This window comes from Actinomadura luteofluorescens (genome assembly GCF_013409365.1).
Lineage (GTDB): Bacteria > Actinomycetota > Actinomycetes > Streptosporangiales > Streptosporangiaceae > Spirillospora > Spirillospora luteofluorescens.
Genome location: NZ_JACCBA010000001.1, coordinates 6,934,170 through 6,958,283, shown reverse-complemented (window position 1 = coordinate 6,958,283; position 24,114 = coordinate 6,934,170). Strand labels below are relative to the sequence as shown.

The 24,114-nt window shown below is 72.2% G+C and carries 19 protein-coding genes; 9 read left to right on the top strand and 10 right to left on the bottom strand.

Annotated features, from left to right (window positions below; genetic code table 11):
* Window positions 1-3: 3 nt before the first annotated feature.
* Complete coding sequence (locus BJY14_RS32285; protein WP_376770021.1) at window positions 4-1,425, bottom strand: bifunctional folylpolyglutamate synthase/dihydrofolate synthase; 1,422 nt, start codon at window positions 1,423-1,425, stop codon at window positions 4-6.
* A gap of 89 nt (window positions 1,426-1,514) precedes the next feature.
* On the opposite strand from BJY14_RS32285, the gene BJY14_RS32280 reads away from it, so the two are divergent.
* Complete coding sequence (locus BJY14_RS32280; protein WP_179847064.1) at window positions 1,515-2,717, top strand: folylpolyglutamate synthase/dihydrofolate synthase family protein; 1,203 nt, start codon at window positions 1,515-1,517, stop codon at window positions 2,715-2,717.
* On the opposite strand, the gene BJY14_RS32275 is transcribed toward BJY14_RS32280, so the two are convergent.
* Together BJY14_RS32275 and BJY14_RS32270 are read right to left on the bottom strand one after the other, a co-directional pair.
* On the bottom strand, window positions 2,689-3,669 hold the full coding sequence (locus BJY14_RS32275; RefSeq protein ID WP_179847063.1) for a hypothetical protein: 981 nt from the start codon (window positions 3,667-3,669) through the stop codon (window positions 2,689-2,691). The genes BJY14_RS32280 and BJY14_RS32275 overlap by 29 nt on opposite strands.
* A 136-nt stretch (window positions 3,670-3,805) precedes the next feature.
* Window positions 3,806-6,427 (bottom strand): valine--tRNA ligase, encoded by a 2,622-nt coding sequence (locus BJY14_RS32270; RefSeq protein WP_179847062.1) that lies wholly within the window; start codon window positions 6,425-6,427, stop codon window positions 3,806-3,808.
* Between the two features lie 376 nt (window positions 6,428-6,803).
* On the opposite strand from BJY14_RS32270, the gene BJY14_RS32265 reads away from it, so the two are divergent.
* The gene (locus BJY14_RS32265) at window positions 6,804-7,604 is read left to right on the top strand and encodes a sensor histidine kinase (protein ID WP_179847061.1); all 801 of its coding nucleotides are present in this window, start codon (window positions 6,804-6,806) and stop codon (window positions 7,602-7,604) included.
* Window positions 7,601-8,254, top strand: coding sequence for a response regulator transcription factor (locus tag BJY14_RS32260; protein WP_179847060.1), 654 nt, complete (start codon window positions 7,601-7,603; stop codon window positions 8,252-8,254). The genes BJY14_RS32265 and BJY14_RS32260 overlap by 4 nt, the downstream gene beginning before the upstream one ends.
* Before the next feature lie 19 nt (window positions 8,255-8,273).
* Here BJY14_RS32260 and BJY14_RS32255 read toward each other — a convergent pair whose 3' ends face one another.
* Window positions 8,274-9,437: an SGNH/GDSL hydrolase family protein gene (locus tag BJY14_RS32255; RefSeq protein ID WP_179847059.1), complete on the bottom strand. Its 1,164-nt coding sequence runs from the start codon at window positions 9,435-9,437 to the stop codon at window positions 8,274-8,276.
* A gap of 64 nt (window positions 9,438-9,501) precedes the next feature.
* On the opposite strand from BJY14_RS32255, the gene BJY14_RS32250 reads away from it, so the two are divergent.
* A complete protein-coding gene (locus tag BJY14_RS32250) occupies window positions 9,502-10,098 on the top strand; it encodes a TetR/AcrR family transcriptional regulator (protein ID WP_179847058.1) in 597 nt (198 codons plus the stop codon).
* A gap of 263 nt (window positions 10,099-10,361) precedes the next feature.
* Here BJY14_RS32250 and clpX read toward each other — a convergent pair whose 3' ends face one another.
* The 4 genes from clpX to tig form a co-directional block, all read right to left on the bottom strand.
* A complete protein-coding gene (gene clpX / locus BJY14_RS32245; RefSeq protein ID WP_179847057.1) occupies window positions 10,362-11,636 on the bottom strand; it encodes an ATP-dependent Clp protease ATP-binding subunit ClpX in 1,275 nt (424 codons plus the stop codon).
* Between the two features lie 173 nt (window positions 11,637-11,809).
* A complete protein-coding gene (locus BJY14_RS32240) occupies window positions 11,810-12,415 on the bottom strand; it encodes an ATP-dependent Clp protease proteolytic subunit (protein ID WP_179849775.1) in 606 nt (201 codons plus the stop codon).
* 118 nt (window positions 12,416-12,533) lie between these two features.
* Window positions 12,534-13,166, bottom strand: coding sequence for a ClpP family protease (locus BJY14_RS32235; RefSeq protein ID WP_141587275.1), 633 nt, complete (start codon window positions 13,164-13,166; stop codon window positions 12,534-12,536).
* Between the two features lie 251 nt (window positions 13,167-13,417).
* Window positions 13,418-14,908 carry a trigger factor gene (gene tig / locus BJY14_RS32230; RefSeq protein WP_179847056.1) on the bottom strand — a complete coding sequence of 497 codons (1,491 nt, stop codon included), beginning with the start codon at window positions 14,906-14,908 and terminating at the stop codon, window positions 13,418-13,420.
* 294 nt (window positions 14,909-15,202) lie between these two features.
* On the opposite strand from tig, the gene BJY14_RS32225 reads away from it, so the two are divergent.
* The gene (locus BJY14_RS32225; RefSeq protein WP_179847055.1) at window positions 15,203-16,357 is read left to right on the top strand and encodes a DMT family transporter; all 1,155 of its coding nucleotides are present in this window, start codon (window positions 15,203-15,205) and stop codon (window positions 16,355-16,357) included.
* Between the two features lie 51 nt (window positions 16,358-16,408).
* Here the strand turns inward: BJY14_RS32225 and BJY14_RS32220 are convergent, their stop codons facing one another.
* The gene (locus BJY14_RS32220) at window positions 16,409-18,943 is read right to left on the bottom strand and encodes a Tex family protein (RefSeq protein WP_179847054.1); all 2,535 of its coding nucleotides are present in this window, start codon (window positions 18,941-18,943) and stop codon (window positions 16,409-16,411) included.
* Window positions 18,944-19,139: 196 nt separating this feature from the next.
* Here BJY14_RS32220 and BJY14_RS32215 point away from each other — a divergent pair, with 196 nt between their 5' ends.
* Together BJY14_RS32215 and BJY14_RS32210 are read left to right on the top strand one after the other, a co-directional pair.
* Window positions 19,140-20,426, top strand: coding sequence for a sensor histidine kinase (locus BJY14_RS32215; RefSeq protein WP_312879500.1), 1,287 nt, complete (start codon window positions 19,140-19,142; stop codon window positions 20,424-20,426).
* The gene (locus tag BJY14_RS32210; RefSeq protein WP_179847053.1) at window positions 20,378-21,022 is read left to right on the top strand and encodes a response regulator; all 645 of its coding nucleotides are present in this window, start codon (window positions 20,378-20,380) and stop codon (window positions 21,020-21,022) included. Before BJY14_RS32215 ends, BJY14_RS32210 begins: the two co-directional genes overlap by 49 nt.
* 16 nt (window positions 21,023-21,038) lie before the next feature.
* On the opposite strand, the gene BJY14_RS32205 is transcribed toward BJY14_RS32210, so the two are convergent.
* The gene (locus tag BJY14_RS32205; RefSeq protein WP_179847052.1) at window positions 21,039-21,455 is read right to left on the bottom strand and encodes a cupin domain-containing protein; all 417 of its coding nucleotides are present in this window, start codon (window positions 21,453-21,455) and stop codon (window positions 21,039-21,041) included.
* Window positions 21,456-21,516: 61 nt separating this feature from the next.
* On the opposite strand from BJY14_RS32205, the gene BJY14_RS32200 reads away from it, so the two are divergent.
* Window positions 21,517-22,002, top strand: a complete 486-nt coding sequence (locus tag BJY14_RS32200; RefSeq protein WP_179847051.1) for a MarR family winged helix-turn-helix transcriptional regulator — start codon at window positions 21,517-21,519, stop codon at window positions 22,000-22,002.
* Window positions 22,003-22,196: 194 nt separating this feature from the next.
* Window positions 22,197-24,032: a glycosyl hydrolase family 18 protein gene (locus BJY14_RS32195; RefSeq protein WP_179847050.1), complete on the top strand. Its 1,836-nt coding sequence runs from the start codon at window positions 22,197-22,199 to the stop codon at window positions 24,030-24,032.
* Window positions 24,033-24,114 lie beyond the last annotated feature (82 nt).

The following is a 24,114-nucleotide window of genomic DNA, read 5'->3' as shown; positions in this document are numbered from 1 at the left end:
CCGTCACCGGCCTTCCCCGACGCGCAGCAGGGTGCGGGCGTCGCCCGCGGTGACCACCGAGCCGGTGATCAGCACGCCGGCGCCCCGGTACTCGCCGGTCTCCTCCGCCAGCCCGATCGCCCGGTCGATGGCGTCGTCCAGCCGCTCGGCGACATGGACGCGGTCGGCGCCGAAGATCCCCTCGGCGATCTCGGCCAGTTCCTCGGGCGGCATCGAGCGCGCCGAGGAGCTGCGGGTGACCACCAGCTCGGCCAGCACGGGTTCGAGCTGGTCGAGGACCCCGGCGACGTCCTTGTCGGCGGCGATGGCGAGGACCCCGGCGAGCCGTGTGAAGCCGAACGACTCGGTGACCGTGGCGACGGTGGCGGCCATCCCGGCGGGGTTGTGCGCGGAGTCCAGCAGGACGGTCGGGCCCGTCCGGGCGACCTCCAGCCGGCCGGGCGAGGCCGACTTGGCGAAGCCGCTGCGGACCAGGGCCGGGTCGAGCTGCCCCTCCTCGCCGCCGAGGAAGGACTCGCCGGGCGCGATCCGGGTCGCGGCCTCCAGGTTCGGCTCGCCCCAGGTCGGCGCGCCGCCGGCGAACGCCTCCACGGCCGCCAGGGCCGTCGCGGCGTTGCTCGCCTGGTGCTCGCCGAACAGCGGCAGGAAGATCTCGTCGTAGACGCCGTGCAGGCCCCGCAGCGAAACCTGCTGGCCCCCGACGGCGACGTCCCGGCTGAGCACGCCGTACTCGACGCCCTCGCGCGCCGCCGTCGCGCCGGTCTCCACGACCCGTCGCAGCAGCACCTCGGCGGCCTCGACCGGCTGCTGCGCCAGCACCGCGACCGCGCCCGGCTTGATGATGCCCGCCTTCTCCCCCGCGATCTGCTCCAGCGTGTCGCCCAGGTAGCGGGTGTGGTCCAGGCCGATCGGCGTGATCACCGCGACGGCGCCGTCGGCGACGTTCGTGGCGTCCCAGACGCCGCCCATGCCCGCCTCGACCACCGCCACGTCGACCGGCGCGTCCGCGAACGCCGCGAAGGCCATCGCGGTGAGCACCTCGAAGAACGACAGCCGGGCCCCGTGCTTGTCGTCGACCAGCTGGAGGTAGGGCGACACGTCGTTGAACGCCTCGACGAAGCGCTCCTCGCTGATCGGCTCCCCGTCGATCGCGATGCGCTCGCGCAGCGTCGTCAGCTCGGGGCTGGTGTAGAGCCCGGTGCGCAGGCCGCGCTCGCGCAGCAGCGCCTCGACGAGCCGGGCCGTGGTGGACTTGCCGTTCGTCCCGGCGATGTGGATCACCGGGTACGCGCGGTGCGGCCCGCCCAGGACGTCGACGAGGTCGGCGATCCGGTCGAGGGTCGGGTCGATCTCCCACTCGACCCCGCGCTCCATGATCGCGCCGACGGTGGCCTTGTAATCGGACGGCTCGGATACCTGACTCACGGTCTCAGAGCCTACTCGGCGGTGGGCGCACCTCCGTCCGGGCCCACACCCGGAGACGGCTCACACTGGGGACGGCCCACACTGGAGACATGGAGGTGTTCTTCCGCGAGTGGGAGCGGCGCGCCCCGGGCGAGACCCGCGACGTCGGGCGGGCCCGCGCCCTCGCGAGCGCACTGGGCCTCCTGGCACCGGGCGTTCCCGTCCTGACGGTCGTCGGCTCCAAGGGGAAGGGGACGGCGGCGACCTACGCGTCGGCCTTCCTCGGGGCCGCAGGGCTACGCGTGTGCACGGTCACGAGTCCCGGGCTGCGCAGCAACCGCGACCGCATCAGGGTGGACGGGCGCGCCGTCTCCGCCGAGGAGCTCGCCTCCCTGGCGGACGTCCTCGGGGAGGCCGTCGCCGCGCTCCCGCCGCCGTCCGGCGGCTACCTGTCGCCGTCGGGGCTCTTCACGATCGCGGGCGTCCTGCACGCGCGCCGCGTGGGTGCGGACGCGCTGGTCCTGGAGGCGGGCATGGGCGGACGGTCGGACGAGGTCGCCCTGTTCCCGCCGGACGTCGCCGCGATCACCCCGGTCTTCCGGGAGCACGCCGGGGTGCTCGGCGACACCCCGGCGGAGATCGCCGAGGAGAAGCTCGGCGTCGCCGGGCCGCGCACGCGCGTCCTGTCGGCGCCGCAGTCGGCCGAGGTCGCGCGGGTCCTCGGCGCCGTGGAGTTCGTCGGGCCCGGAGGCAGCGGGCTCCCCCCGGACCTGCTTCCCGCCGGTCTCGGGCGCGCGGCGGCCGAACTCGGCGTGGTCGCCGCCCGCCGCGTCCCCGGAGCGGAAGAGCCCGCCGCCGGGACGGTGCGGGCCGTGCTGTCCTCGATCGTCCTGCCCGGCCGCCTGTCCTGGCACGCCGTGCCCGGGACGGCCACGCGGCTGCTGGTCGACTCCGCGATCGACCGGGCCGGGATCGCCGCCGCCCTCGGCGCCGCCCGGAAGGCCTGGGGGACGATCGACCACGCCGTGGTCTGCCTCCCCGACCACAAGGACCTGGACGGCGCCGTCGCCGCGCTGGGCGCGCTGCCCGTGACGTTCGTCCGGCTGCCGATGCCGCACCTGCGGTTCACCCGCGCCCTGCCGCCCCACTGGGACGTGGTCGGGCCCGCCGCCATCACACCCGAGTCGCTCGCGACGCTGGGGCACCGCGTCGTCGTCCTCGGCACGGTCTACTTCACCGGGATCGTCCTGGACGCGGTAGGCGCCGACACAGAGCGCCTCTACGTCACTTCGACTTCTCGACGTCCTTCCTGATGCGGTGCATCAGATCGGCCATCAGGGGGAACTGCGGGTTCACCGTGGGCCGGTTGGACGCGATGACGCCGAAGGAGTCCTTGGTGGCCCACGCGCAGTAGGTGTGGGTCTCGGCGAGGACGGCGAACGTGCCGCAGACCGCCTTGCCGCCCTTGCGGCCCGGATCGGCGTCCTGCCCGGCGATGAACGTGTTGGGCTGCGTCGTCTGAAGGAAGTCGGCGGGATCGCCGATCCGGCCCGTCCCGCCCACGAACAGCACGTTGACCTTGCGCACCGGTTCCTCGGTGTAGACGGCGAGTCCGTTCTTGGCCACCGGGACGCCGCCCGCCTCGACCGCGCCCGCGACGAAGGGGTACGCGACGCTCGCCTGCGGCGAGGTCAGCGGATCCTTGTGCAGGCCCCCGGCCGTGGGACCCGCGTTGACCACCTTCTTGGACGGTCCGGGGCCGGCCGCAGTCTCGGCGTCCTTGACGACGCCGCCGGTCCGCAGCACCAGCATGCCCGCGACGAGCAGCAGACCGGCGGCCACGACGGCGCCCGCGGCCAGCAGGAGCTTCGGCATGCGCCCACCGGCCCCCGGCGACGCGCCGGTGACCTGCGGCAGCGGGCCGGTGCCGCCGCGGATGACGCCGTGCGGGCCCGTGCCGACGACCGGAAGCGCCCCCGACCCGTTCGCCGAGACGGGCATCGCGTGCGGGCCCGTGCCGTTCCTCGGCATGGCGGACGGGCCCGAAACCTCCCGCAGGGGAGGCATGGCCTGCGGGCCGGTGCCGTTCACCATCGCGTGCGGGCCGGTCCCGTCGCCGATGTCGACCGACCACCAGGGGCGCGCGCCGCCGAAGGGCGCGGGGGCGGGCTCCGGTCCGCAACCGTCCTCGATGACCTGCGCCGCGTCCAGGTCGTCGCCGGACGCGGAGTCCGACGTGCCGGACCGAGGTGGTGAATCGGCCATTGCACTCCCGAAGGTTCATCTACCGCAAAGGCCCACAGGCCCTACCGGATCGTAACTGCGGCGGGCACCGCCGCGCCGACGGATCGCCGTGTCAGCACCGGTGTCAAGGCGGCCCGGCCGGCCCGCCGCGACGGGGTCAGCCCGCCGGGAGCGCGGCGAGCTGCGCCTCCAGCCTGCCGATGTCGGACTCCGCCTGGGCGAGCCGGTCGCGGTTCTTCGCCACGACCGCCTCCGGCGCCTTCGCCATGAACGCCTCGTTGCCGAGCTTGCGCCGCGCCTGGTCGACCTCCTTGCGGGCGGCGGCCAGATCCTTCTCCAGCCGCTTGCGCTCCGCCGCCACGTCGATCACCCCGGCGGTGTCGAGGTGCACCTTCACGTCCTCGACCGGCAGGGACGCCGTCGAGGAGAAGCCGTCCTCCGGCTCGGTGAGGCGCAGCAGCGCGCGGATGCCGTCCTCGTGGCGGTGCAGGGCGGAGCCGTTCCACTCGATCCGCGCGGCGACCCTCTGACCCGGCTTGAGGCCCTGGTCGGCGCGGAACCGCCGCACCTCGGTCACCATCCGCTGGAGCGAGCCGACGAGCTCCTCGGCGGCGCCGTCGCGCCGCGCCGGGTCGGCCGCCGGCCACGGCGCGGTGACGACCGTCTCCGCGCCGGTGAGGGACGTCCACAGCTCCTCGGTGACGAATGGGACGACCGGGTGCAGCAGCCGCAGCAGGTTGTCGAAGACCTCGCCGAGCACGCGGCGGGTCGCCTCGGCGCGCCCGTCGGCGAGCTGCACCTTGGCCAGCTCCACGTACCAGTCGCAGACCTCGTCCCACGCGAAGTGGTAGAGCGCCTCGCACGCCTTCGCGAAGTCGAACGCCTCCAGGTGCGCGTCGACCTCGGCGATCACCGTGTGCAGCCGGGACAGCACCCAGGCGTCGATCGTGGAGAGCTCGGCGGGCATGGCGCCGCGGGTGTGCGCGCCGTTGATGAGCGCGAACCGGGTCGCGTTCCACAGCTTGTTGCAGAAGTTGCGCGAGCCCTGCGCCCACTCCTCGGCCACCGGGACGTCGCCGCCCGGGTTCGCGCCGCGCAGCAGCGTGAAGCGGGTCGCGTCGGCGCCGTAGGCGTCGATCCAGTCGAGCGGGTCGATGACGTTCCCGAACGACTTGGACATCTTCTTGCCGAACTGGTCGCGGACCATCCCGTGCAGGGCGATGGTGCCGAACGGCTGGACGCCGTCCATCGCGTACAACCCGAACATCATCATGCGGGCGACCCAGAAGAACAGGATGTCGTAGCCCGTGACCAGGACGGACGTCGGGTAGAAGCGCTTCAGGTCGGGGGTCTCGTCCGGCCAGCCGAGCGTGGAGAACGGCCACAGGGCGGAGGAGAACCACGTGTCGAGGACGTCGGAGTCCTGCGTCCACCCGGCGGGCGGCTCCTCGTCAGGGCCCGGGCAGGCGACCTCGCCCTCCGGCCCGTACCAGACCGGGATCCGGTGCCCCCACCACAGCTGGCGGCTGATGCACCAGTCGTGCATGTTGTCGACCCACTCGAAGTAGCGGGACGCCATCTCCGGCGGGTGGATCTTGACGCGGCCGTCGCGGACGGCGTCGCCCGCGGCCCGCGCCAGCGACTCCACCTTGACGAACCACTGCAGCGACACGCGCGGCTCGACGACCGTGGAGCAGCGCTGGCAGTGCCCGACCGAGTGCTCGTACGGGCGGACCTCCTTGACGATCCGGCCCTGCTCGCGCAGCGCGGCCACGACCGCCGGGCGCGCCTCGAACCGGTCCAGCCCCTCGAACGGGCCGGGCGCGGTGACGTTGCCCCGCTCGTCCATGACCGACAGGGACGGCAGCGAGTGCCGCCGCCCGATCTCGAAGTCGTTCGGGTCGTGCGCGGGGGTCACCTTGACGGCGCCGGTACCGAACGCGGGGTCGACGTGCTCGTCGGCGACGACCGGGATGCGGCGGCCGGTCAGCGGGAGCTCGATCTCCCGGCCGACCAGGTGCGCGTACCGGGCGTCGTCCGGGTGGACGGCCACGGCGGTGTCGCCGAGCATCGTCTCGGCCCGGGTGGTCGCGACGACGATCTCGTCCTCGCCCGACCCGTACCGGATCGAGACCAGCTCGCCGTCGACGTCCTCGTGCTCGACCTCGATGTCCGACAGCGCCGTCAGGCAGCGCGGGCACCAGTTGATGATGCGCTCGGCGCGGTAGATCAGGCCGTCGTCGAACAGCCGCTTGAAGATCGTCCGGACGGCGCGGGCGCGGTCGTCGTCCATCGTGAACGCCTCGCGCGTCCAGTCGACGCTGTCGCCGAGCCGGCGCATCTGGCCGAGGATGCGGCCGCCGGACTCCGCCTTCCACTGCCAGACCCGCTCGACGAAGTCGGCCCGCCCGAGGTCGTGCCGCGACAGGCCCTCCTTGCCCAGCTCGCGCTCCACCACGTTCTGCGTGGCGATGCCCGCGTGGTCCATGCCCGGCACCCACGCCACCGCGTGGCCCTGCATCCGGCGGCGCCGGACGAGGGTGTCCTGGATGGAGTGGTCGAGGGCGTGGCCCATGTGCAGCGAGCCGGTCACGTTCGGCGGCGGGATCACGATGGAGAAGGCGGGACGCTCCGGCGCGCGCTCGGGGTCGGCGGTGAACAGCCCCGCCGATACCCACCGCTCGTAGAGCCGGCCCTCGACATCGGCCGGCCGGTACTGGGTGGGAAGGTCGACGTCCGCGGCGGCGCCCTGGCCGCGCTCAGTGCTGGGCTGTGTCACGGCTGACGATTCTACGGGGACGCCGGGGGTGGACGGCCCCGGAGACGGCCGGTCGCGCCGAAGAAATCCCGCGCCGGGCGGCCCTGGCCGCGCACCGCACGTCCATGCAGATCACCCTGATCCGGTCGACCGGAACCTCCGCCCGCCCGCCCGTCCGGCGACCGGGCCGCGGCCGCGATCGCCGCGCGGCCCGGCCTGCCGCCCGCCGGAGACCGGCCTGGCCAGCGTCATGCGCGACGTCCGCGACACGCGGCCGGACGGGGCAGAGAGCGTTTTCCCGCCGCGGTCGGGACACTGGTCACCTGACACCGGGTCGCCCCGCCGGAAAGGCTGGCGGCGAAGCTCCTCGACGGCGGGGCGGAGGGAGAGGGACGGGATGCGAGCGGTACTGGCACGCGCCACCGTGCTGGCCGGCGCGTTCACAGCGGGGGCCGTGGCGGCACGTGCCGCGACCATCCCTCACCTCCGCCGTCTCACCGCCGACCTGCAGCGCTCCAGGGAGCGCATCCTCGCCAGCCGGGAGGAGGAGCGCCGCCAGCTGCGGCACGACCTGCACGACGGGCTCGGGCCGACGCTCGCCAGCCTCGCCATGTCGCTGGACGCGGCCCGCATCACCCTCGCCGGCGAGCCGGAGCGGATGGACCCGCTGCTCGCCGAGGTCCGGGACCGGCTGGCGACGGCCGTCGGGGAGATCCGGGACCTGGCGCACGGGCTGCGGCCCCCCGCGCTGGACGACCTCGGCCTCGTCGCCGCGATCGAGTCGTTCGCCGAGGGCTGCTGCGAGCGGGTGGACGTCCGGTTCGACGGCGAGCCCGCGGGGCTGCCGGCCGCGGTGGAGGTCGCGGCCTACCGGATCGTGCAGGAGGCGCTGACGAACGTCCGGCTGCACGCCCCCGAGAGCACCGCGACGGTCAGGCTGACCCGCGACGCCGACCTCCACCTGATGGTCGCCGACACCGGGCCCGGCCTGCCGGACGCCGCCCGCAACGGCGGCCAGCCGAGGCCGCGGCGCGGCCTGGCCGCGATGAAGGAGTGGGCCGCCGAGGTCGGCGGCAGCTGCGCGATCACGTCCCGCAACGGCGGCGGGACCCTCGTCACCGTCCGCCTCCCGCTCGCCGCCGCCCGGATCGCCGCCGGGTATCATCGTCCCTCGATCGGAAGAGACGGGCGGCGATGACCGAGACCATCCGGGTGCTCATCACCGACGACCACCCGGTGTTCCGGCAGGGGCTGAAGGGGCTGCTGCAGGCACTCGGGGTGGAGGTCGTCGGCGAGGCCGAGAACGGGCCGGGCGCGGTGCGGCTGGCGGCGGAGTTGCAGCCGGACGTCGTCATCATGGACCTGCACATGCCCGGCGGCAACGGCATCGAGGCGACCCGCACCATCACCCGCACCAGCCCGCGCATCGGCGTGCTGGTGCTGACGATGTTCCGCGACGACGACTCGGTCTTCGCGGCGATGCGCGCCGGCGCCCGCGGCTACCTGCTGAAGGAGTCGGGCGCGGAGGAGATCGCCCGCGCCGTGAAGGCGGTCGCGGCGGGCGAGGCCATCTACGGCCCGGAGATCGCGCGCCGCGTGCTCACCTACTTCACCGAACTGCCCGACCCGCGGCAGGCCGCGTTCCCGCAGCTCACCGAGCGGGAGCGGGAGGTCCTCGAACTGATCGCGCAGGGCCGCAGCAACACCGAGATCGCCGGGACGCTCTACCTGAGCCAGAAGACCGTCCGCAACCACGTCTCGAACATCTTCATGAAGCTGCACGTCGCCGACCGCGCCCAGGCCATCGTCCTGGCCCGCGAGGCCGGCCTCGGCGAGTCCCGCGGCTGACCCCGGCCCCTCCCCCGGCTCAGCGGGCCGCGAAGGCGCCCTGTCCGGCTTCGAAGACCAGCGCGGCGAAGCGTTCTCCGATGCGGCGGTGGCTCTCGGGGGCCGGGTGGACCTCGTCCGGCAGGGGCAACTCCGCGTAGTCGGCCTCGCCGTAGAGCGCGCGGCCGTCGAGGTAGTGCAGGTGGGGATCGTCCGCGGCGCGCCGCTCGGCGATGCCGGCCAGCGCGTCCCTGATGACCGTGAGCGTCAGGCGCCCGCTCGCGACCTCCGCCGGGTCGCCCGTGGCCCGGAACCTCAGGCGCGGCGCCTCGGGATCGAGGGCCAGCGGCCCCGGCGTGTGCTCCTGGACGGGGCACAGGATCGGCGAGACGAGCAGCAGCGGCGTGTCGGGGTGCCCCTCGCGGACGGTGTCGAGGAAGCCGTGCACGGCCGGCACGAACGCGCGCAGCCGCATCGCGTCGGCGTTCGCGACGTTGATGCCGATCTTGAGGCTGATCAGGTCGGCGGGGGTGTCGCGGATGGCGCGCGCGGTGAACGGGTCGAGCAGCGCGTTGCCGCCGAAGCCGAGGTTGATCAGGTTCACCCCGCCGCGGGCGGCGGCCACCGCGGGCCAGGTGGAGGTGGGGCCGGCGGCGGTGGAGCCGTGGCTGATCGAGCTGCCGTGGTGCAGCCACACGGGGCGCCCGTCGTCCGGGACGGGCTCGACGGGGGCGTCGGTGCGCAGTGCGATCAGCTCGGTGGGCTCGACCTGCGGCAGCCAGATCTCCACGTCCTTGGCCTCGGCGGCCAGGCCCGCGAACCGCAGGGTGCCGGGCTCGCCCGGCCTGGTGACCGCCTTCTGGGTCGCCATGTCGATGACGGTCAGGTTCCCGCCGGGAACGCTGCCCCGGCCCGCCGGGCGCCCGTCGATCACAAGGTCGTAGAGGCCGTCCGGCTGGGGCGGGGTGCCCTCGTAGGCCCTTTTGGTGGGCAGCACGTCCAGTTCCACGGCGGTGGCCCGGGTGCGGAAGGCCAGCCGGACGCCGGACGGCTGCTCTTCCGTCCTCGCGAGGTACTCGTCCGGGAACTGGGCGCGCGCGGCGAGGGGCAGCCGGTGCGGCAGCACTCCGCGCCCGGTCCGCTCCAGTTCGAGCGCGCCGCGCACGAGGCGCGCGTCGATGGGGGTGGTGGTCCACTCGGTCATGTCCGCCTCCTAGTTTCCTAATACAATTAGGCAGCAACCAAGTTACTCTAGGTTCGGAGAACACATGGCACGCGCGGGCATCACCGCCGAACGCCTCGCCCGGACGGCGGCGGAGCTGGCCGACGAGATCGGCTTCGACCGGCTGACCGTCTCGGCGGTGGCGCGCAGGCTCGGCGTCAGGGACCCGAGCCTGTACGCGCACATCGAGAACGCGCGGGAGCTGAAGGTGCGGGTCGCGCTGCTGGCCCTGGAGGAGCTGGCCGACCGGGTCGCGGGCGCGGTGGCGGGGCGCGCGGGCAAGGACGCGCTCGTGGCGTGCGCCGGCGCCTACCGCGTCTACGCGGCGGAGCATCCCGGACGGTACGCGGCGGCCCGCTTCGACCTCGACCCGCAGACGGCCGCGGCGAGCGCCGGGCCCCGGCACGCGGAGATGACGAGGGCGATCCTGCGCGGATACGACCTTCCCGAACCCGACCAGACGGACGCGGTGCGCTTCCTCGGCAGCGTCTTCCACGGCTACGTGAGCCTGGAACTGGCGGGCGCGTTCGGCCACACTCCGCGTGAGGCCGACGCGTCCTGGGCCTGGGCGCTGGACACGGTCGACTTCGCCCTCAGAAACCACCCGTCCCGCAAGACCACCTCAGGCGGAACGCGGAACTAACTGTGTTACCGCGTCCCGGCCCACTTCGCTCGCCTGGCGGCTCGCTACGTGACCGGGCCTGAGCGAACGCGGCATCGCTTCGCGATCCGCCCGGTTCCGCTCGCCTCCGGCTTCGCTCCACCGGGCAGGTCACGCGTTCGCGCGCATGAGCGAGGCCACTTCGAGACAAGCTCTAGCCGGAACGCCGAGAGCAGCGGCGCCCCGGGGGGCGTCCGCTGCTCTCGTGCGTTGTCAGGCTCGTGCCGTGCCGGCCTCGTGCGGCGTCAGGCCGACTTCTCCCGCGGCTCGCGCTTGGGGCGGTCGCGCGGGACGAGGGTCGGGTTGACGTGCTCCAGGACCGCCTCGCGGGTGATGACGACGCGGGCGACGTCCTGGCGGCTCGGCACCTCGTACATCACCGACAGGAGCACCTCCTCCATGATCGCGCGGAGGCCGCGGGCCCCGGTACCGCGCAGGATGGCCTGGTCGGCGATGGCCTCCAGGGCGTCGTCGGTGAACTCCAGGTCGACCCCGTCGAGCTCGAAGAGGCGGTGGTACTGGCGGACCAGCGCGTTCTTCGGCTCGGTGAGGATGTTGATCAGGGCCTCGCGGTCCAGGTTGTGCACGGAGGTGATCACCGGGAGCCGGCCGATGAACTCGGGGATCATGCCGAACTTCAGCAGGTCCTCGGGCATCACGTCGCCGAGCACGGCCGAGGACTCCTCGAAGTCGGACTTGGAGCGGATCTGCGCCCCGAAGCCCATGCCCTGCTTGCCGACCCGGGACTCGACGATCTTCTCCAGGCCGGCGAACGCGCCGCCGCAGATGAACAGCACGTTCGTGGTGTCGATCTGGATGAACTCCTGGTGCGGGTGCTTGCGCCCGCCCTGCGGCGGGACGCTCGCGGTGGTGCCCTCGAGGATCTTCAGCAGCGCCTGCTGGACGCCCTCCCCCGACACGTCCCGGGTGATCGACGGGTTCTCGCTCTTGCGAGCGATCTTGTCGACCTCGTCGATGTAGATGATCCCGGTCTCGGCCTTCTTGACGTCGTAGTCGGCCGCCTGGATCAGCTTGAGGAGGATGTTCTCGACGTCCTCCCCGACGTAGCCCGCCTCCGTCAGCGCCGTGGCGTCCGCGATGGCGAACGGGACGTTGAGGAGCTTGGCGAGCGTCTGCGCGAGCAGCGTCTTGCCGGATCCGGTGGGACCGAGGAGCAGGATGTTGGACTTGCCCAGCTCGACCAGGTCGTCACGGCCGTTGTCACCCGACTGGATCCGCTTGTAGTGGTTGTAGACGGCGACGGACAGTGCCTTCTTCGCCGTCTCCTGCCCGATGACGTAGGAGTCGAGGAACTCGTAGATCTCCCGCGGCTTGGGCAGGTTGTCCCACTTGAGGTCGGAGGTCTCGGACAACTCCTCCTCGATGATCTCGTTGCAGAGATCGATGCACTCGTCGCAGATGTACACGCCCGGACCCGCGATGAGCTTCTTGACCTGCTTCTGGCTCTTCCCGCAGAACGAGCACTTGAGCAGGTCACCACCGTCGCCGATGCGTGCCACCCAACCGTCTCCTTTTCGTGGGGCCGCCAGCCTTGGAGGATGCGGCGCAGCTGGTCTGCGTCCCGGAGGCTCACGACGTCGGGTTCGACGTTACCGCCTCCAGCGGACTTGGAAAGCCCCTCGCCCGGAAGTGTGACGACCGGGCTGGGGGACTCCCTCGTCCTCGTGCCGTCTCAGGACGACACTACCTCGGCCTTTCGCTTCCTGCTGGCGAAGACGTCGTCGATGAGGCCGTAGTCCTTGGCCTCGGCCGCCGTGAGGATCTTGTCGCGCTCGATGTCGTGGCGGACCTCGTCGATGCTCTTGCCACTGTGCTCGGCGAGGATCGTCTCCAGCAGATCGCGGATCCGCATGATCTCGCGGGCCTGGATCTCGATGTCGCTGGACTGGCCGTAGGTGCCCTCGGTCGCGGGCTGGTGGATCAGGATCCGCGAGTTGGGCAGCGCCGCCCGCTTGCCCGGCGTCCCGGCCGCGAGCAGCACCGCCGCGGCGGACGCGGCCTGGCCGATGCACACGGTCTGGATGTCGGGCTTGACGAACTGCATCGTGTCGTAGATCGCCGTCATGGCGGTGAACGAGCCGCCCGGAGAGTTGATGTAGATGCTGATGTCGCGGTCGGGGTCGATCGACTCCAGCGTGATCAGCTGGGCCATCACGTCGTTGGCGGACGCGTCGTCGATCTGCACGCCGAGGAAGATGATCCGCTCTTCGAAGAGCTTGTTGTACGGGTTCATCTCCTTGACCCCGTACGTGGTGCGCTCGACGAACGACGGAATGATGTAGCGGTCGTCGACCGGCCGTGGAGAGCCGCCCGCGAACGCGCCGGGCCGGACCGTATCGCCGAAACCGGGTCGGATGAGGTCGCTCACTGTGTGCCTCCGAATCGTTGTGAGGTCGTCAGGAGACGGGGCCCTCGGAGGGCACCTGGTTGGCGCTGAGCACGACGTGGTCGACGAACCCGTAGTCCTTGGCCTCGTCGGCGGTGAACCAGCGGTCCCGGTCGGAGTCGCGCTCGATCTGGTCGAGCTCCTGGCCGGTGTGCTCGGCGATCTTCTCGGCGAGCGTCTTCTTCACGTACAGCATCTGCTCGGCCTGGATCTTGATGTCGGAGGCGGTGCCGCCGATGCCGCCGGACGGCTGGTGCATCATGATCCGCGCGTGCGGCAGGGCGTACCGCTTGCCCCGGGCGCCCGCGCACAGCAGGAACTGGCCCATCGAGGCGGCCAGGCCCATGCCGACCGTCACGACGTCGTTCGGGACGTACTGCATGATGTCGTAGATCGCCATGCCCGCGGTGACGGAGCCACCTGGCGAGTTGATGTAGAGCGTGATGTCGCGACGGCCGTCCTCGGCCGACAGCAGCAGGAGCTCGGCGCAGATGCGGTTGGCGATGTCGTCGTCGACCTGCTGGCCGAGGAAGACGATGCGCTCGCGCAGCAGCCGCTGGAACAGCTGGTCGCCCAGAGGCAACAGGGGCGCCTCGGCGACCCGCGCCTGGATCCGCGACGACTCGTCGAAAGTCGGAGGCATGCTCACCGGGTGTTCCTCCGGTCCTTTTAATCGGTTCGGATGATTGGACATTAACGCGCTCACGGGCCCACTCACGCCCGGGGGCCCGGCTTTTCGCCAGGGGCGTACCCGGCGCGGCCCGGGCGACTCGCACGTTGCGGACGATCTTCGCCGCCGGAGCCGGCCCGGCGGGCCCGCTCAACGCGCACGCCCCGCACCCGTCGTACGGATGCGGGGCGTGCCCGGTGCTTCGCGGACGTCCGGAGAAAGCTCTAGGCGTCCTTGCCCTTGCCGTCCTGCTCGTCGGCAGCCTCGGCGTCCGGGGCCTCCTCAGCGGCGGCCTCAGCCGCCTCCTCGGGGGCCTCCTCCGGCGCGCCGCCCTCGGCCTGCACCTCGGCGGCGTTCTCGTCGGCGGCGTCCTCGGCCTGGACGGTCTCGCCGTTCAGCTCGCGCTGCACGGCGTCGACGTCGATCTCGTTGCCCGACTCGTCCTTGACCGTGACGTGCTCGACCACGAGGTTCAGCGCCTTGCTGCGCAGCACCTCGGAGACGATCGCGGGGAGCTGGTTGTTCTGCGTCAGGTACTCGGCGAGCTGCTGCGGCTGCACGCCCATCTGCATCGCCTGCGAGACGACGTACTCGCTGAGCTCCTCGTTCTCGACGTTCAGCTCCTCCTGGACGGCGAGCTGGTCGAGCACGAAGCCGCCCTTGACCGCGAGCCGGGCCGCGTCGGCGACCTCGGTGTCGAACTCTTCGGCGGTCTTCTCCTCTTCCTTGAGGTAGTCGTCCTTGGTCATGCCCGCCATCTGGAGCTGCTGCTCCAGCTGCTGGTTGCGGCGGTCGATCTCCTCGTCCACGACCTTCTCGGGGAGCGGGATGTCGACCTTCTCCAGGAGCGCCTCGAGGGCCTTGTCGCGCGCCTCGGAGAGCTGCTGCAGCTTCACCTGGCGGCCGAGCCGGACGCGCACGTCCTCGCGCAGCTCGTCGATCGTGTCGAACTCGCTGGCGAGCTGGGCGAACTCGTCGTCCAGGTCGGGCAGGTTCTTCACCTTGACGCTCTGCACGGTGACGGTGATCTCGGCCTCCTCGCCGGCGTGCTCGCCGCCGACCAGGGTGCCGGTGAAGGTCTTGTCCTCGCCCGCGGCGAGGCCGACGATGGCCTCGTCCAGGCCCTCGATCGCGGAGTTGCTGCCGACCTCGTAGGAGTAGCCGGTGGTGGAGGCGTCCTCGATCTCCTCGCCGTCGATCCGCGCGACGAGGTCGATGGTGGCGAAGTCGCCGTCCTCGGCCGCGCGCTCGGCGCCGGTGAGCGAGGCGAAGCGCTCGCGGAGGTTGTCGATGGTCTCGGCGACCTGCTCGTCGTCGACCTCGGCGTCCTCGACGACGACCTCCAGGCCGTCGTAGTCGGGCACCTCGAACTTCGGCCGGATGTCGACCTCGGCGGTGAAGGCGAACTGGGTGCCGTCCTCCAGCTCGGTCACCTCGACGTCGGGCTGCCCGAGCACGAAGATCTCGGACTCCTCGACGGCGCGGCCGTACAGCTCGGGAAGCGCGTCGTTGACCGCCTCCTGGAGGACCGCGCCCCGGCCGACGTACTTGTCGATCAGCGGGGCGGGAACCTTGCCGGGCCGGAAGCCCTTGATCCGCACCTGCTGCGAGATCTCCTTGTACGCCTTGTCGAGGTTCGGCTTGAGCTCGTCGAACGGAACCTCGACGGTGAGCTTGACCCGCGTGGGGGTCAGCTCCTCGACATCGGTCTTCACTGGGGTCGGTCTCCTTGATCGGGCGCTGTCTCGGCCGCGGCGGTCGACGCGTTCTCTTCCTCTTTACGTGCGAGCCCTCGGCCTCCACGCAGCGGGCTGCGCCGTGGTGCTCGGCCGGTCAGTCTCTCTGCGGCGCGGGCACGCCGAAATACGGCTCCGCGCCTTCGCGCGGCCAAGTCTATGGGGTAGCGGCGCCGTCTGCGGACATCGGAGGCCCGCAAGCCCGGCGAATCCGCGTCAACGCCGCCGCACGGGCAGTGACATGGAGCACCGGGACCCCCATACTCGTCCGGGATGAACGGGATAGCCGCGGCCTTCAGTGCGACCGGTCTCTACTACCTCGGGTTCGCCGTGTTCAAGCTCGCGGCGGACCGGATGCCCGCGGTACGGGGCAACCGCATCCCGCACATGGTGTGGACGATCGTGAGCAACTGGGTCTTCCTGATCGCGCTCGGGATCGTGCTCGGCGGGCTCGGCCTGCAGATCCTCGCGCTGCGCAACCTCCCGCTGTCCACCGCGGTACCGATCTTCATGTCCGGCATCGTGCCGCTGCTGCTGATCGCGCTGGTGTTCTTCGGCGAGCGGCTGACCCCGCGCGAGTGGCTCAGCCTGGTGCTGATCGGCGGGGCGATCCTGCTGCTGACCGGGTCGCTGCGGGGGGACGAGCCGATCGGCTCGGCGGACGCGCCGCTGTGGAAGATCGCCGCGGTGGTCGCCCCGGCGGTGCTGGTGCCGGTGCTGATCCTGGTCCTCGGCGACCACCGGCCCGACGGCCGGCACGCGCGCCCGGTGACCGGCATCGCCTACGGGCTGAGCTCGGGCTTCCCGGTCGGCACCGCCGAACTGGCGATCAAGGGGTGGAGCGACGACGCGCACGCCACCAGCCTGCGGATCGCCGCGACGCCGTGGCCGTACCTGACGGTGCTGGCGGCGGCCATCGGCTTCGGGATCATGGTCATGGCGTTCCAGCGCTGCCGGGTGTCGATCGTGGCCACCGTGATGACGGTGAGCGCGAAGACCTACCTGCTCACGATGGGCACGTTCCTCTACGCGGAGCCCTGGCCGCAGGACGTGGCGCGCTCGGCGATGCGGCTGGGCGCGCTGGCGCTCGGCGCGGTCGCCGTCCTGCAGTTCCCCCGGCACCGGCCGGTTCCGGACGGGGCCGACGCGTCCTCCGCGGAGGCGCCGGACGAGGCGGACCCGTTCGGCACGGCGGTCGGCGGGCCGGTGCTGGGCGGCCCGAGGCTCGGCCAGGCCTACCACCAGGCGCCCCAGGTGCCGCCGCAGCGCTCCCCGTACGCGGGGGACCCGCTCGGCCAGGGCCCCTACGACCGGACCGAGGCTCCCGGGCCCGAGACGGCACCGCCGCAGCCGCGCCGTCCCGTCCGCCCGCAGCGCCCGACCGAGACGGGCTCGGACGGGCGCTGGCGCGGCTTCGGCGACGGCTGAACGGCGCCCCGGCGCGAAGCCGGGACACCGTTCCCTCCGCGTCGCCGGTTCTCAGCGCTTCTTGCCGGAACGGCCCTTGCCGTCGCTGGGGAGGCCCTTGTCCAGACCGGCGCGCCGGAGCGCGTCGGCCATGGCGCCGCCGCCGGAGAAGTCGCCGCCTCCCTGACCGCCACGGCGCTGCCCGCCGCCCTGGCTTCGGTTGCCCTGGCTCCGGCCGCGCTGGTCCTGGCCCCGCTGGTCCTGGCCGCGCCGGTTCTGGCCGCCCTGGTTCCGGCCGCGCTGTTCCTGGCCGCCGCGTCCCGGACGTGCGCCGCCCTCGCGCTGCTCGCCGCGCCGTCCGCCGCCGCCCTGCTGGTCGCGGCCCGGTTCGTCGTCCAGGCGCAGGGTCAGCGAGATGCGCTTGCGCTGCAGGTCGACGTCCAGGACCTTCACCCGGACGATGTCGCCGGGCTTGGCGACGTCGCGCGGGTCGGAGACGAACTTGTCCGACATCGCGGAGATGTGCACGAGCCCGTCCTGGTGGACGCCGACGTCCACGAACGCGCCGAACGCGGCGACGTTCGTGACGACGCCCTCCAGGAGCATGCCGGGTTCGAGGTCGGCGAGCTTGTCGACGCCCTCCTTGAACGTGGCGGTCCGGAACGCCGGTCGCGGGTCGCGTCCGGGCTTCTCCAGCTCGGCGAGGATGTCGGTGACCGTCGGCAGCCCGAAGGTGTCGTCGACGAACTCCGCCGGCCGGAGCGAGCGCAGGACGGCGGTGTTGCCGACGAGGGCCTTGATGTCCGTGCCCGCCGTGTCCAGGATCCTGCGGACGACCGGGTAGGACTCGGGGTGGACGCTGGAGGCGTCGAGCGGGTCGTCCCCGCGGATGCGCAGGAAGCCGGCGCACTGCTCGAACGCCTTCGGGCCGAGCCGCGGGACGCCCTTGAGTCCGGCGCGGCTGCGGAACGGGCCGTTGGCGTCGCGGTGCGCGACGATGTTGTCCGCGAGGCCCTCGCCGATGCCGGACACGCGGGTGAGCAGCGGCGCGGACGCGGTGTTCACGTCGACGCCGACGGCGTTCACGCAGTCCTCCACGACGGCGTCGAGGGAGCGCGACAGCTTCACCTCGGACACGTCGTGCTGGTACTGGCCGACGCCGATCGACTTGGGGTCGATCTTGACCAGCTCGGCGAGCGGGTCCTGCAGGCGACGGGCGATGGACACGGCGCCGCGCAGCGAGACGTCCATGCCGGGCAGTTCGCGGCCCGCGTACTCCGACGCCGAGTACACCGACGCGCCCGCCTCCGAGACCATGACCTTGGTCAGCTTGAGGTCGGGATGCCGGGCGATGAGGTCGGCGGCGAGCTTGTCGGTCTCGCGCGAGGCGGTGCCGTTGCCGATCGAGACGAGGTCGACCCGGTGCTCGCGGGCGAGCCGGGCGAGCGTCTCGATCGACTCGTCCCACCTGCGCCGGGGCTCGTGCGGGAAGACGGTGTCGGTCGCGACGACCTTGCCCGTCGCGTCGACGACCGCGACCTTGACGCCGGTGCGCAGGCCGGGGTCCAGGCCCATGGTCGTGCGGGTGCCGGCGGGCGCGGCGAGCAGGAGGTCGCGCAGGTTCGCGGCGAACACGCGGACCGCCTCGTCCTCGGCCTCCTGGCGCAGCCGGGTGCGCAGGTCGATGCCGAGGTGCACGAGGATCCTGGTGCGCCAGGCCCACCGGACCGCGTCCGACAGCCACTTGTCCGCGGGACGCCCCTGGTCGGTGATCTGGAACCGGCGGGCGATCTCCACCTCGAAGGAACTGCGCGCGGCGGGGTCCTCCCCCGCCTCCTCGGGCTCCAGGTCGAGGTCGAGGACCTCTTCCTTCTCCCCGCGCAGCAGCGCGAGGACGCGGTGCGAGGGCAGCTTCGCGAACGGCTCGGCGAAGTCGAAGTAGTCGGAGAACTTCGCGCCCGACTCCTGCTTGCCGTCCCGCACGCGCGAGACCATGCGGCCCCGGTTCCACATGCGCTCGCGCAGCGCGCCGATGAGGTCGGCGTCCTCGGCGAAGCGCTCGACCAGGATGGCGCGGGCGCCCTCCAGCGCGGCGGCCTCGTCGGCGACGCCCTTCTCCTCGTCCACGAACGCCGCGGCCTCGGCCCGCGGGTCGCGGGCCGGGTCGCCGAGCAGCGCCTCCGCGAGCGGTTCGAGCCCGGCCTCGCGGGCGATCTGCGCCTTCGTGCGCCGCTTCGGCTTGTACGGGAGGTAGATGTCCTCCAGCCGCGCCTTGGAGTCGGCCGTCATGATCTGCGCCCGCAGCTCGCCGGTGAGCTTGCCCTGCGACTCGACCGACTCCAGGATCGCGGCGCGGCGCTCGTCGAGCTCGCGCAGGTAGCGCAGCCGCTCCTCCAGCGCGCGGAGCTGGGCGTCGTCGAGCGCGCCGGTCGCCTCCTTGCGGTACCGGGCGATGAACGGGACGGTCGCCCCGCCGTCGAGCAGGTCCACCGCGACCCGCACCTGCCCCTCGCGGACGCCGATCTCCTCGGCGATGCGCTCGGTGATGGGCCGCAGGGCGGGCCCGGGGCCCTGGCCGTCGGACGTCTGGCTGATGGTCGCTGTCACAGCTTGGATTCGCTTTCTCCCCTGGGTGTCGCCTGTGCATTGTCCAGGGAACGGGGCCTGTTGTCTTGTCACGCTCGAATGACGGTAGGCCTAACCCCACCGCATCGGTCACGAAGAGGGGGTCTAGCACCACCGAGCGCAGAGGCGCGAATGACGACAATGGTGGAGGTCCCACGGCGAACCCCTTGGAGGAACGGTGAGCGAGCTACTGCGCGGGTACGGGCGGCGCGCCCTCATCTGCTTCGGCCGGGCCGTGGTCCAGATCGTTCTGGCGTACGCGGTGAACCTGCCGTTGTTCATCGTGACCGTGCTGTCCATCGCGTTCGTCCCGCTGGGGTTCGGCGTCGTCCTGGCGCCGGTGATGTTCCAGGCGATCCGGACGATCGCCAACCAGCAGCGCGCGTGGGCGGCCGAGTGGTCGGGGGTGCGGATCCCCGTCCCGTACCGGGCGGAGCCGGCCGGGGCGGGCGTGTTCGGCCGGCTGAAGTGGATCCTCACCGATCCGGCCTCGTGGCGCGACCTGCTGTGGACATTCGTGAACGTACCCGTCGCACTCGTCCTCGGCGTCCTCGCGGGCGGTCTCACTCTGTATGGGCTGGAGGGCGTGTTCGTGGCGCCATGGTTGGCGCAGGTGGTCGACTACGGCTGGGGCCCCTTCTGGCCGCTGGACGACTGGGGCGTGGTCGGCGTCGTCGGCACCATCGTGCTGGGCGCGGCGCTGACGGCGGTGTCCATCCCGCTGGGGCCGCTGTTCCTGGAGGCGCACGCCAGGTTCTCCCAGTCCTTGCTCGCGCCGACGCGGGAAGCGCTGGCCGAGCGCGTCGAGCGGCTCACCGAGACGCGGTCGGACGCGGTGGACGCCTCGGCCGCCGAGCTGCGCCGCATCGAGCGGGACCTGCACGACGGCGCGCAGGCCCGGCTGGTCGCGCTGAGCATGAACATCGGCCTCGCCGAGGAGATGATGAAGCACGACCCCGAGACGGCGCAGAAGCTCCTGGCCGAGGCCCGCGAGGCGAGCGGGACGGCGCTGACGGAGCTGCGCGACCTGGTCAGGGGCATCCACCCGCCGGTGCTGGCCGAGCGGGGGCTCGACGGCGCGGTGCGCGCCCTCGCGCTCACCCTGCCGCTGCCCGTGGACGTCCACATCGACCTGCCGGGACGCGGCGACGCCCCGATGGAGTCGGCGGCCTACTTCGCGGTCGCGGAGATGCTCGCCAACGTGGTCAAGCACTCGGCCGCGCGGCGCGCCTGGGTGCAGATCGAGCACGGCGGCGGCCGGCTGATGATGATCGTCGGAGACGACGGGACGGGCGGCGCCGACGCGGCGGCCGGGAGCGGAATGCGCGGTATCGAGCGCAGGCTAGCGGCGTTCGATGGGACGATGGCGGTGACGAGCCCGGTCGGCGGGCCGACCGTCGTGACCATGGAGCTGCCGTGCGCGTTGTCATCGCCGAGGACCTCGCCCTCCTCCGGGACGGGCTGATCCGCCTGCTGGAGGCGTTCGGGTTCGAGGTCGTCGAGGCGGTCGACAACGGGCCGTCCCTGCTGCGGGCGCTGACGACGCACCGCCCGGACGTGGCGGTCGTGGACGTCCGGCTCCCCCCGACGTTCACCGACGAGGGCCTGCGGGCCGCGCTGGAGGCGCGCAAGGAGGTCCCGGGCCTGCCGGTGCTCGTGCTGTCGCAGCACGTGGAGCAGCTGTACGCGCGGGAGCTGCTGTCGGACAGCACGGGCGGCATCGGCTACCTGCTGAAGGACCGCGTGTCGGACGTCAAGGTCTTCGTTGAGGCGGTGCGCCGGGTCGCCGGCGGCGGCACCGCCCTCGACCCGGACGTGGTGGCCCAGCTGCTGACCCGGCACGCCCGCGAGGAGCCGCTGCAGCAGCTCACCCCTCGCGAGCGGGAGGTGCTCGGGCTGATGGCCGAGGGGCGCTCGAACGCGGCGATCGCCGCGTCGCTGTTCGTCACCGAGAAGGCGATCAGCAAGCACACCAACAGCATCTTCGGCAAGCTCGGGCTGCCCCAGTCCGAGGACGACAACCGCCGCGTGCTCGCCGTCCTGGCCTACCTGGGCGCCTGATCGCCGGGGCGGCGGGTCAGCGGGCCCAGGGCGGGACGATCCGCTCGTCCCCCTGGGGCGCGATGGCGCAGCGGGTCTCGTCCACCAGCGCGTCCGGGTCGTAGGCGAGGCAGCCCGCGTGGGCGGCGACGACGGCGGTGAACCCGGTGCCGCCCGTCGTGATCTGCCGGCGGACGCCGGCGGGCAGGACGACGGTGTCGCCGGCGCCCGCCTCCAGCTCGCGGCCGTCCAGGTCGACGGTGGCTTCGCCGTCGAGGAACGTCCACACCTGCTCGGTGTCGAAGGCGTGCAGCGGGCCGGTCCTGCCCGGCGTCATCTCCACGCGCCAGACGGCGAGCCCCTCGGTGCCGCCCTGGGTCGGCGTGGCGGCGGTGATCATCAGGCCGTTCGGCGTCTCGGTCCGGCGGCTCTCGGCGTCGCGGATGAGCGTCATGGCTCTCCATCCCCTAAGTTAGACAATGTGGTTGTCCATATAGTCAATGAGGTTGTCTTTCATGTCAAGTGACGGCGGGCCGCACGACGCGCCCGGCTTCGAGCTGCCGCTGCGGCTCTTCCTGGCGTTCCGCGCGATCATCGACGAGCTGCACGCCGAGCTGGCCCGGGAGGGGCATCCGGACCTGCGCCCGATGCACGGCTTCGTCTTCCAGGCCATCGGCCCGGACGGCACGACGGCGGTGGAGCTCGGCCGCCGGCTCGGAGTGTCCAAGCAGGCCGCGGGCAAGATGGTGGAGTCGCTGGAGCGGGCGGGCTACCTGGAACGCGGCGCCGACCCCCGGGACGCCCGCCGGAAGATCGTCCGGCTGACCCCGCGGGCCCTGGACTCCCTCCTCCGGTCCGAGCGCGCCTTCGAGCGGATCCGCGGCGACTGGGTCCGCGCGCTCGGCGCCGAGCGGATGCGGGCCCTGGAGGACGATCTGCGCCGGATGACGCCCGCGGACCTGTGGCGGCTCGACATGCCGGGCTGGTTCGGCGCGCCCTGAACTTTTCTCGGCGGCCGGGTGACCGTATGGGTCCAGGCAGTCGCTTAGACCACTCGCACGGGCGCTTGCGGGTCTCCCGCAGGCCCTTGTCGGCGCCGTTCGGCGCGGTTACGATCGGCGCAATTCTTAGGAAACTTTCCTAAGAATTGGCGGGGATTCCTGTTTGCTTCGGGGGCCGAACCGAACGGAGAACCATGTCACGACCGGGCGGACGGCGGGCCATCGCGCTCGCCGGCGCAGCGACACTGGCGGCGGCCACCGCCCTGCTCACGGCGCCCCCGGCGTCGTCGGCGCAGGCCGTCACCGCCACCTGCAAGAAGACCTCCGACTGGGGCACCGGCTTCGACGGCAACTGCACCATCACCAACGGCACCGGCGCGGCGATCAGCAGCTGGAAGCTGGAGGCGGACCTGCCGTCCGGGACGTCCGTCGGCAACGTCTGGAACGCGACCAAGACCGTCTCCGGGAACCACTACACGTTCGCCAACACCGGCTGGAACGGCACGATCGCCGCGGGCGCGACCACCAGCTTCGGGTTCGGCGGCACCGGCTCCGGCTGGTTCACCGGCTGCACGATCAACGGCGCGACCTGCGACGGCTCCACGCCCCCCGAGAAGGACACCGAGGCCCCCTCGGCCCCGTCCGGCCTCCGCTCCACAGGCACGACCGCCACCAGCGTGTCGCTGGCGTGGACCGCAGCGACCGACAACGTCGGCGTCACCGGCTACGACGTCTACAACGGCTCCACCAAGGCCGCGTCGGTGACCGGTACCAGCACCACCGTCGGCGGGCTGTCGGCCAAGACCGCCTACACATTCACCGTCAAGGCCAAGGACGCCGCCGGGAACACCTCCCCCGCGTCGGCATCGGTGTCGGTCACCACCGACGAAGGCGGCGGCGGCAACCCCGGAGGCGGCGGCGACAAGGTCGTCGGGTACTTCACCAACTGGGGCGTCTACCAGCGCAACTACCACGTCAAGAACGTCGAGACGAGCGGCTCGGCCGCCAAACTCACGCACATCAACTACGCGTTCGGCAACGTGACGGGCGGCCGGTGCGCGATCGGCGACTCCTACGCCGACTACGACAAGGCGTACACCGCCGACCAGAGCGTCGACGGCGTCGCCGACAACTGGGACCAGCCGCTGCGCGGCAACTTCAACCAGCTGCGCAAGCTGAAGAAGCTGCACCCGAACCTGAAGGTGCTGTGGTCGTTCGGCGGCTGGACCTGGTCCGGCGGCTTCGGCCAGGCCGCCCAGAACCCCGCCGCGTTCGCCGAGTCCTGCTACAACCTGGTCGAGGACCCGCGCTGGGCCGACGTGTTCGACGGGATCGACATCGACTGGGAGTACCCGAACGCCTGCGGCCTGACCTGCGACACCAGTGGGCCGGACGCCTTCAGGAAGCTGATGGCGGCGGTGCGCGCCAAGTTCGGGTCCGGCAATCTCGTGACCGCCGCGATCACCGCGGACGCCTCCGACGGCGGGAAGATGGACGTCACCGACTACGGGGGCGCCGCCCAGTACGTCGACTGGTACAACCCCATGACCTACGATTACTTCGGCGCCTGGGACGCCAAGGGACCGACGGCGCCGCACTCGCCGCTCACGTCCTACCCGGGCATCCCCCACGCGGGCTTCAACACCACCGACACCATCGCCAAGCTCAGGGCCAAGGGCGTGCCGGCGAGCAAGATGCTGCTCGGCATCGGCTTCTACGGCCGCGGCTGGACGGGCGTCACCCAGTCCGAGCCGGGCGGCACCGCGACCGGCGCCGCGCCCGGCACCTACGAGGCCGGCATCGAGGACTACAAGGTCCTGAAGGGCAAGTGCCCCGCGACGAGCACGGTCGCCGGAACCGCCTACGGCAAGTGCGGCGGCGAGTGGTGGAGCTACGACACCCCGTCCACCATCCGCGGGAAGATGGGCTTCGCCGGAGACCAGGGTCTCGGCGGCGCCTTCTTCTGGGAACTCAGCGGCGACACGACGGGCGGTGAGCTGATCACCGCGATCAAGAGCGGTCTCGGCTGAGCTGTTCGCAGAAGGGGTACTCCCAGCCCCTCAGACAGCCGAGACTTCGGGCCCCTGACCAACCGGACGCCGGTCAGGGGCC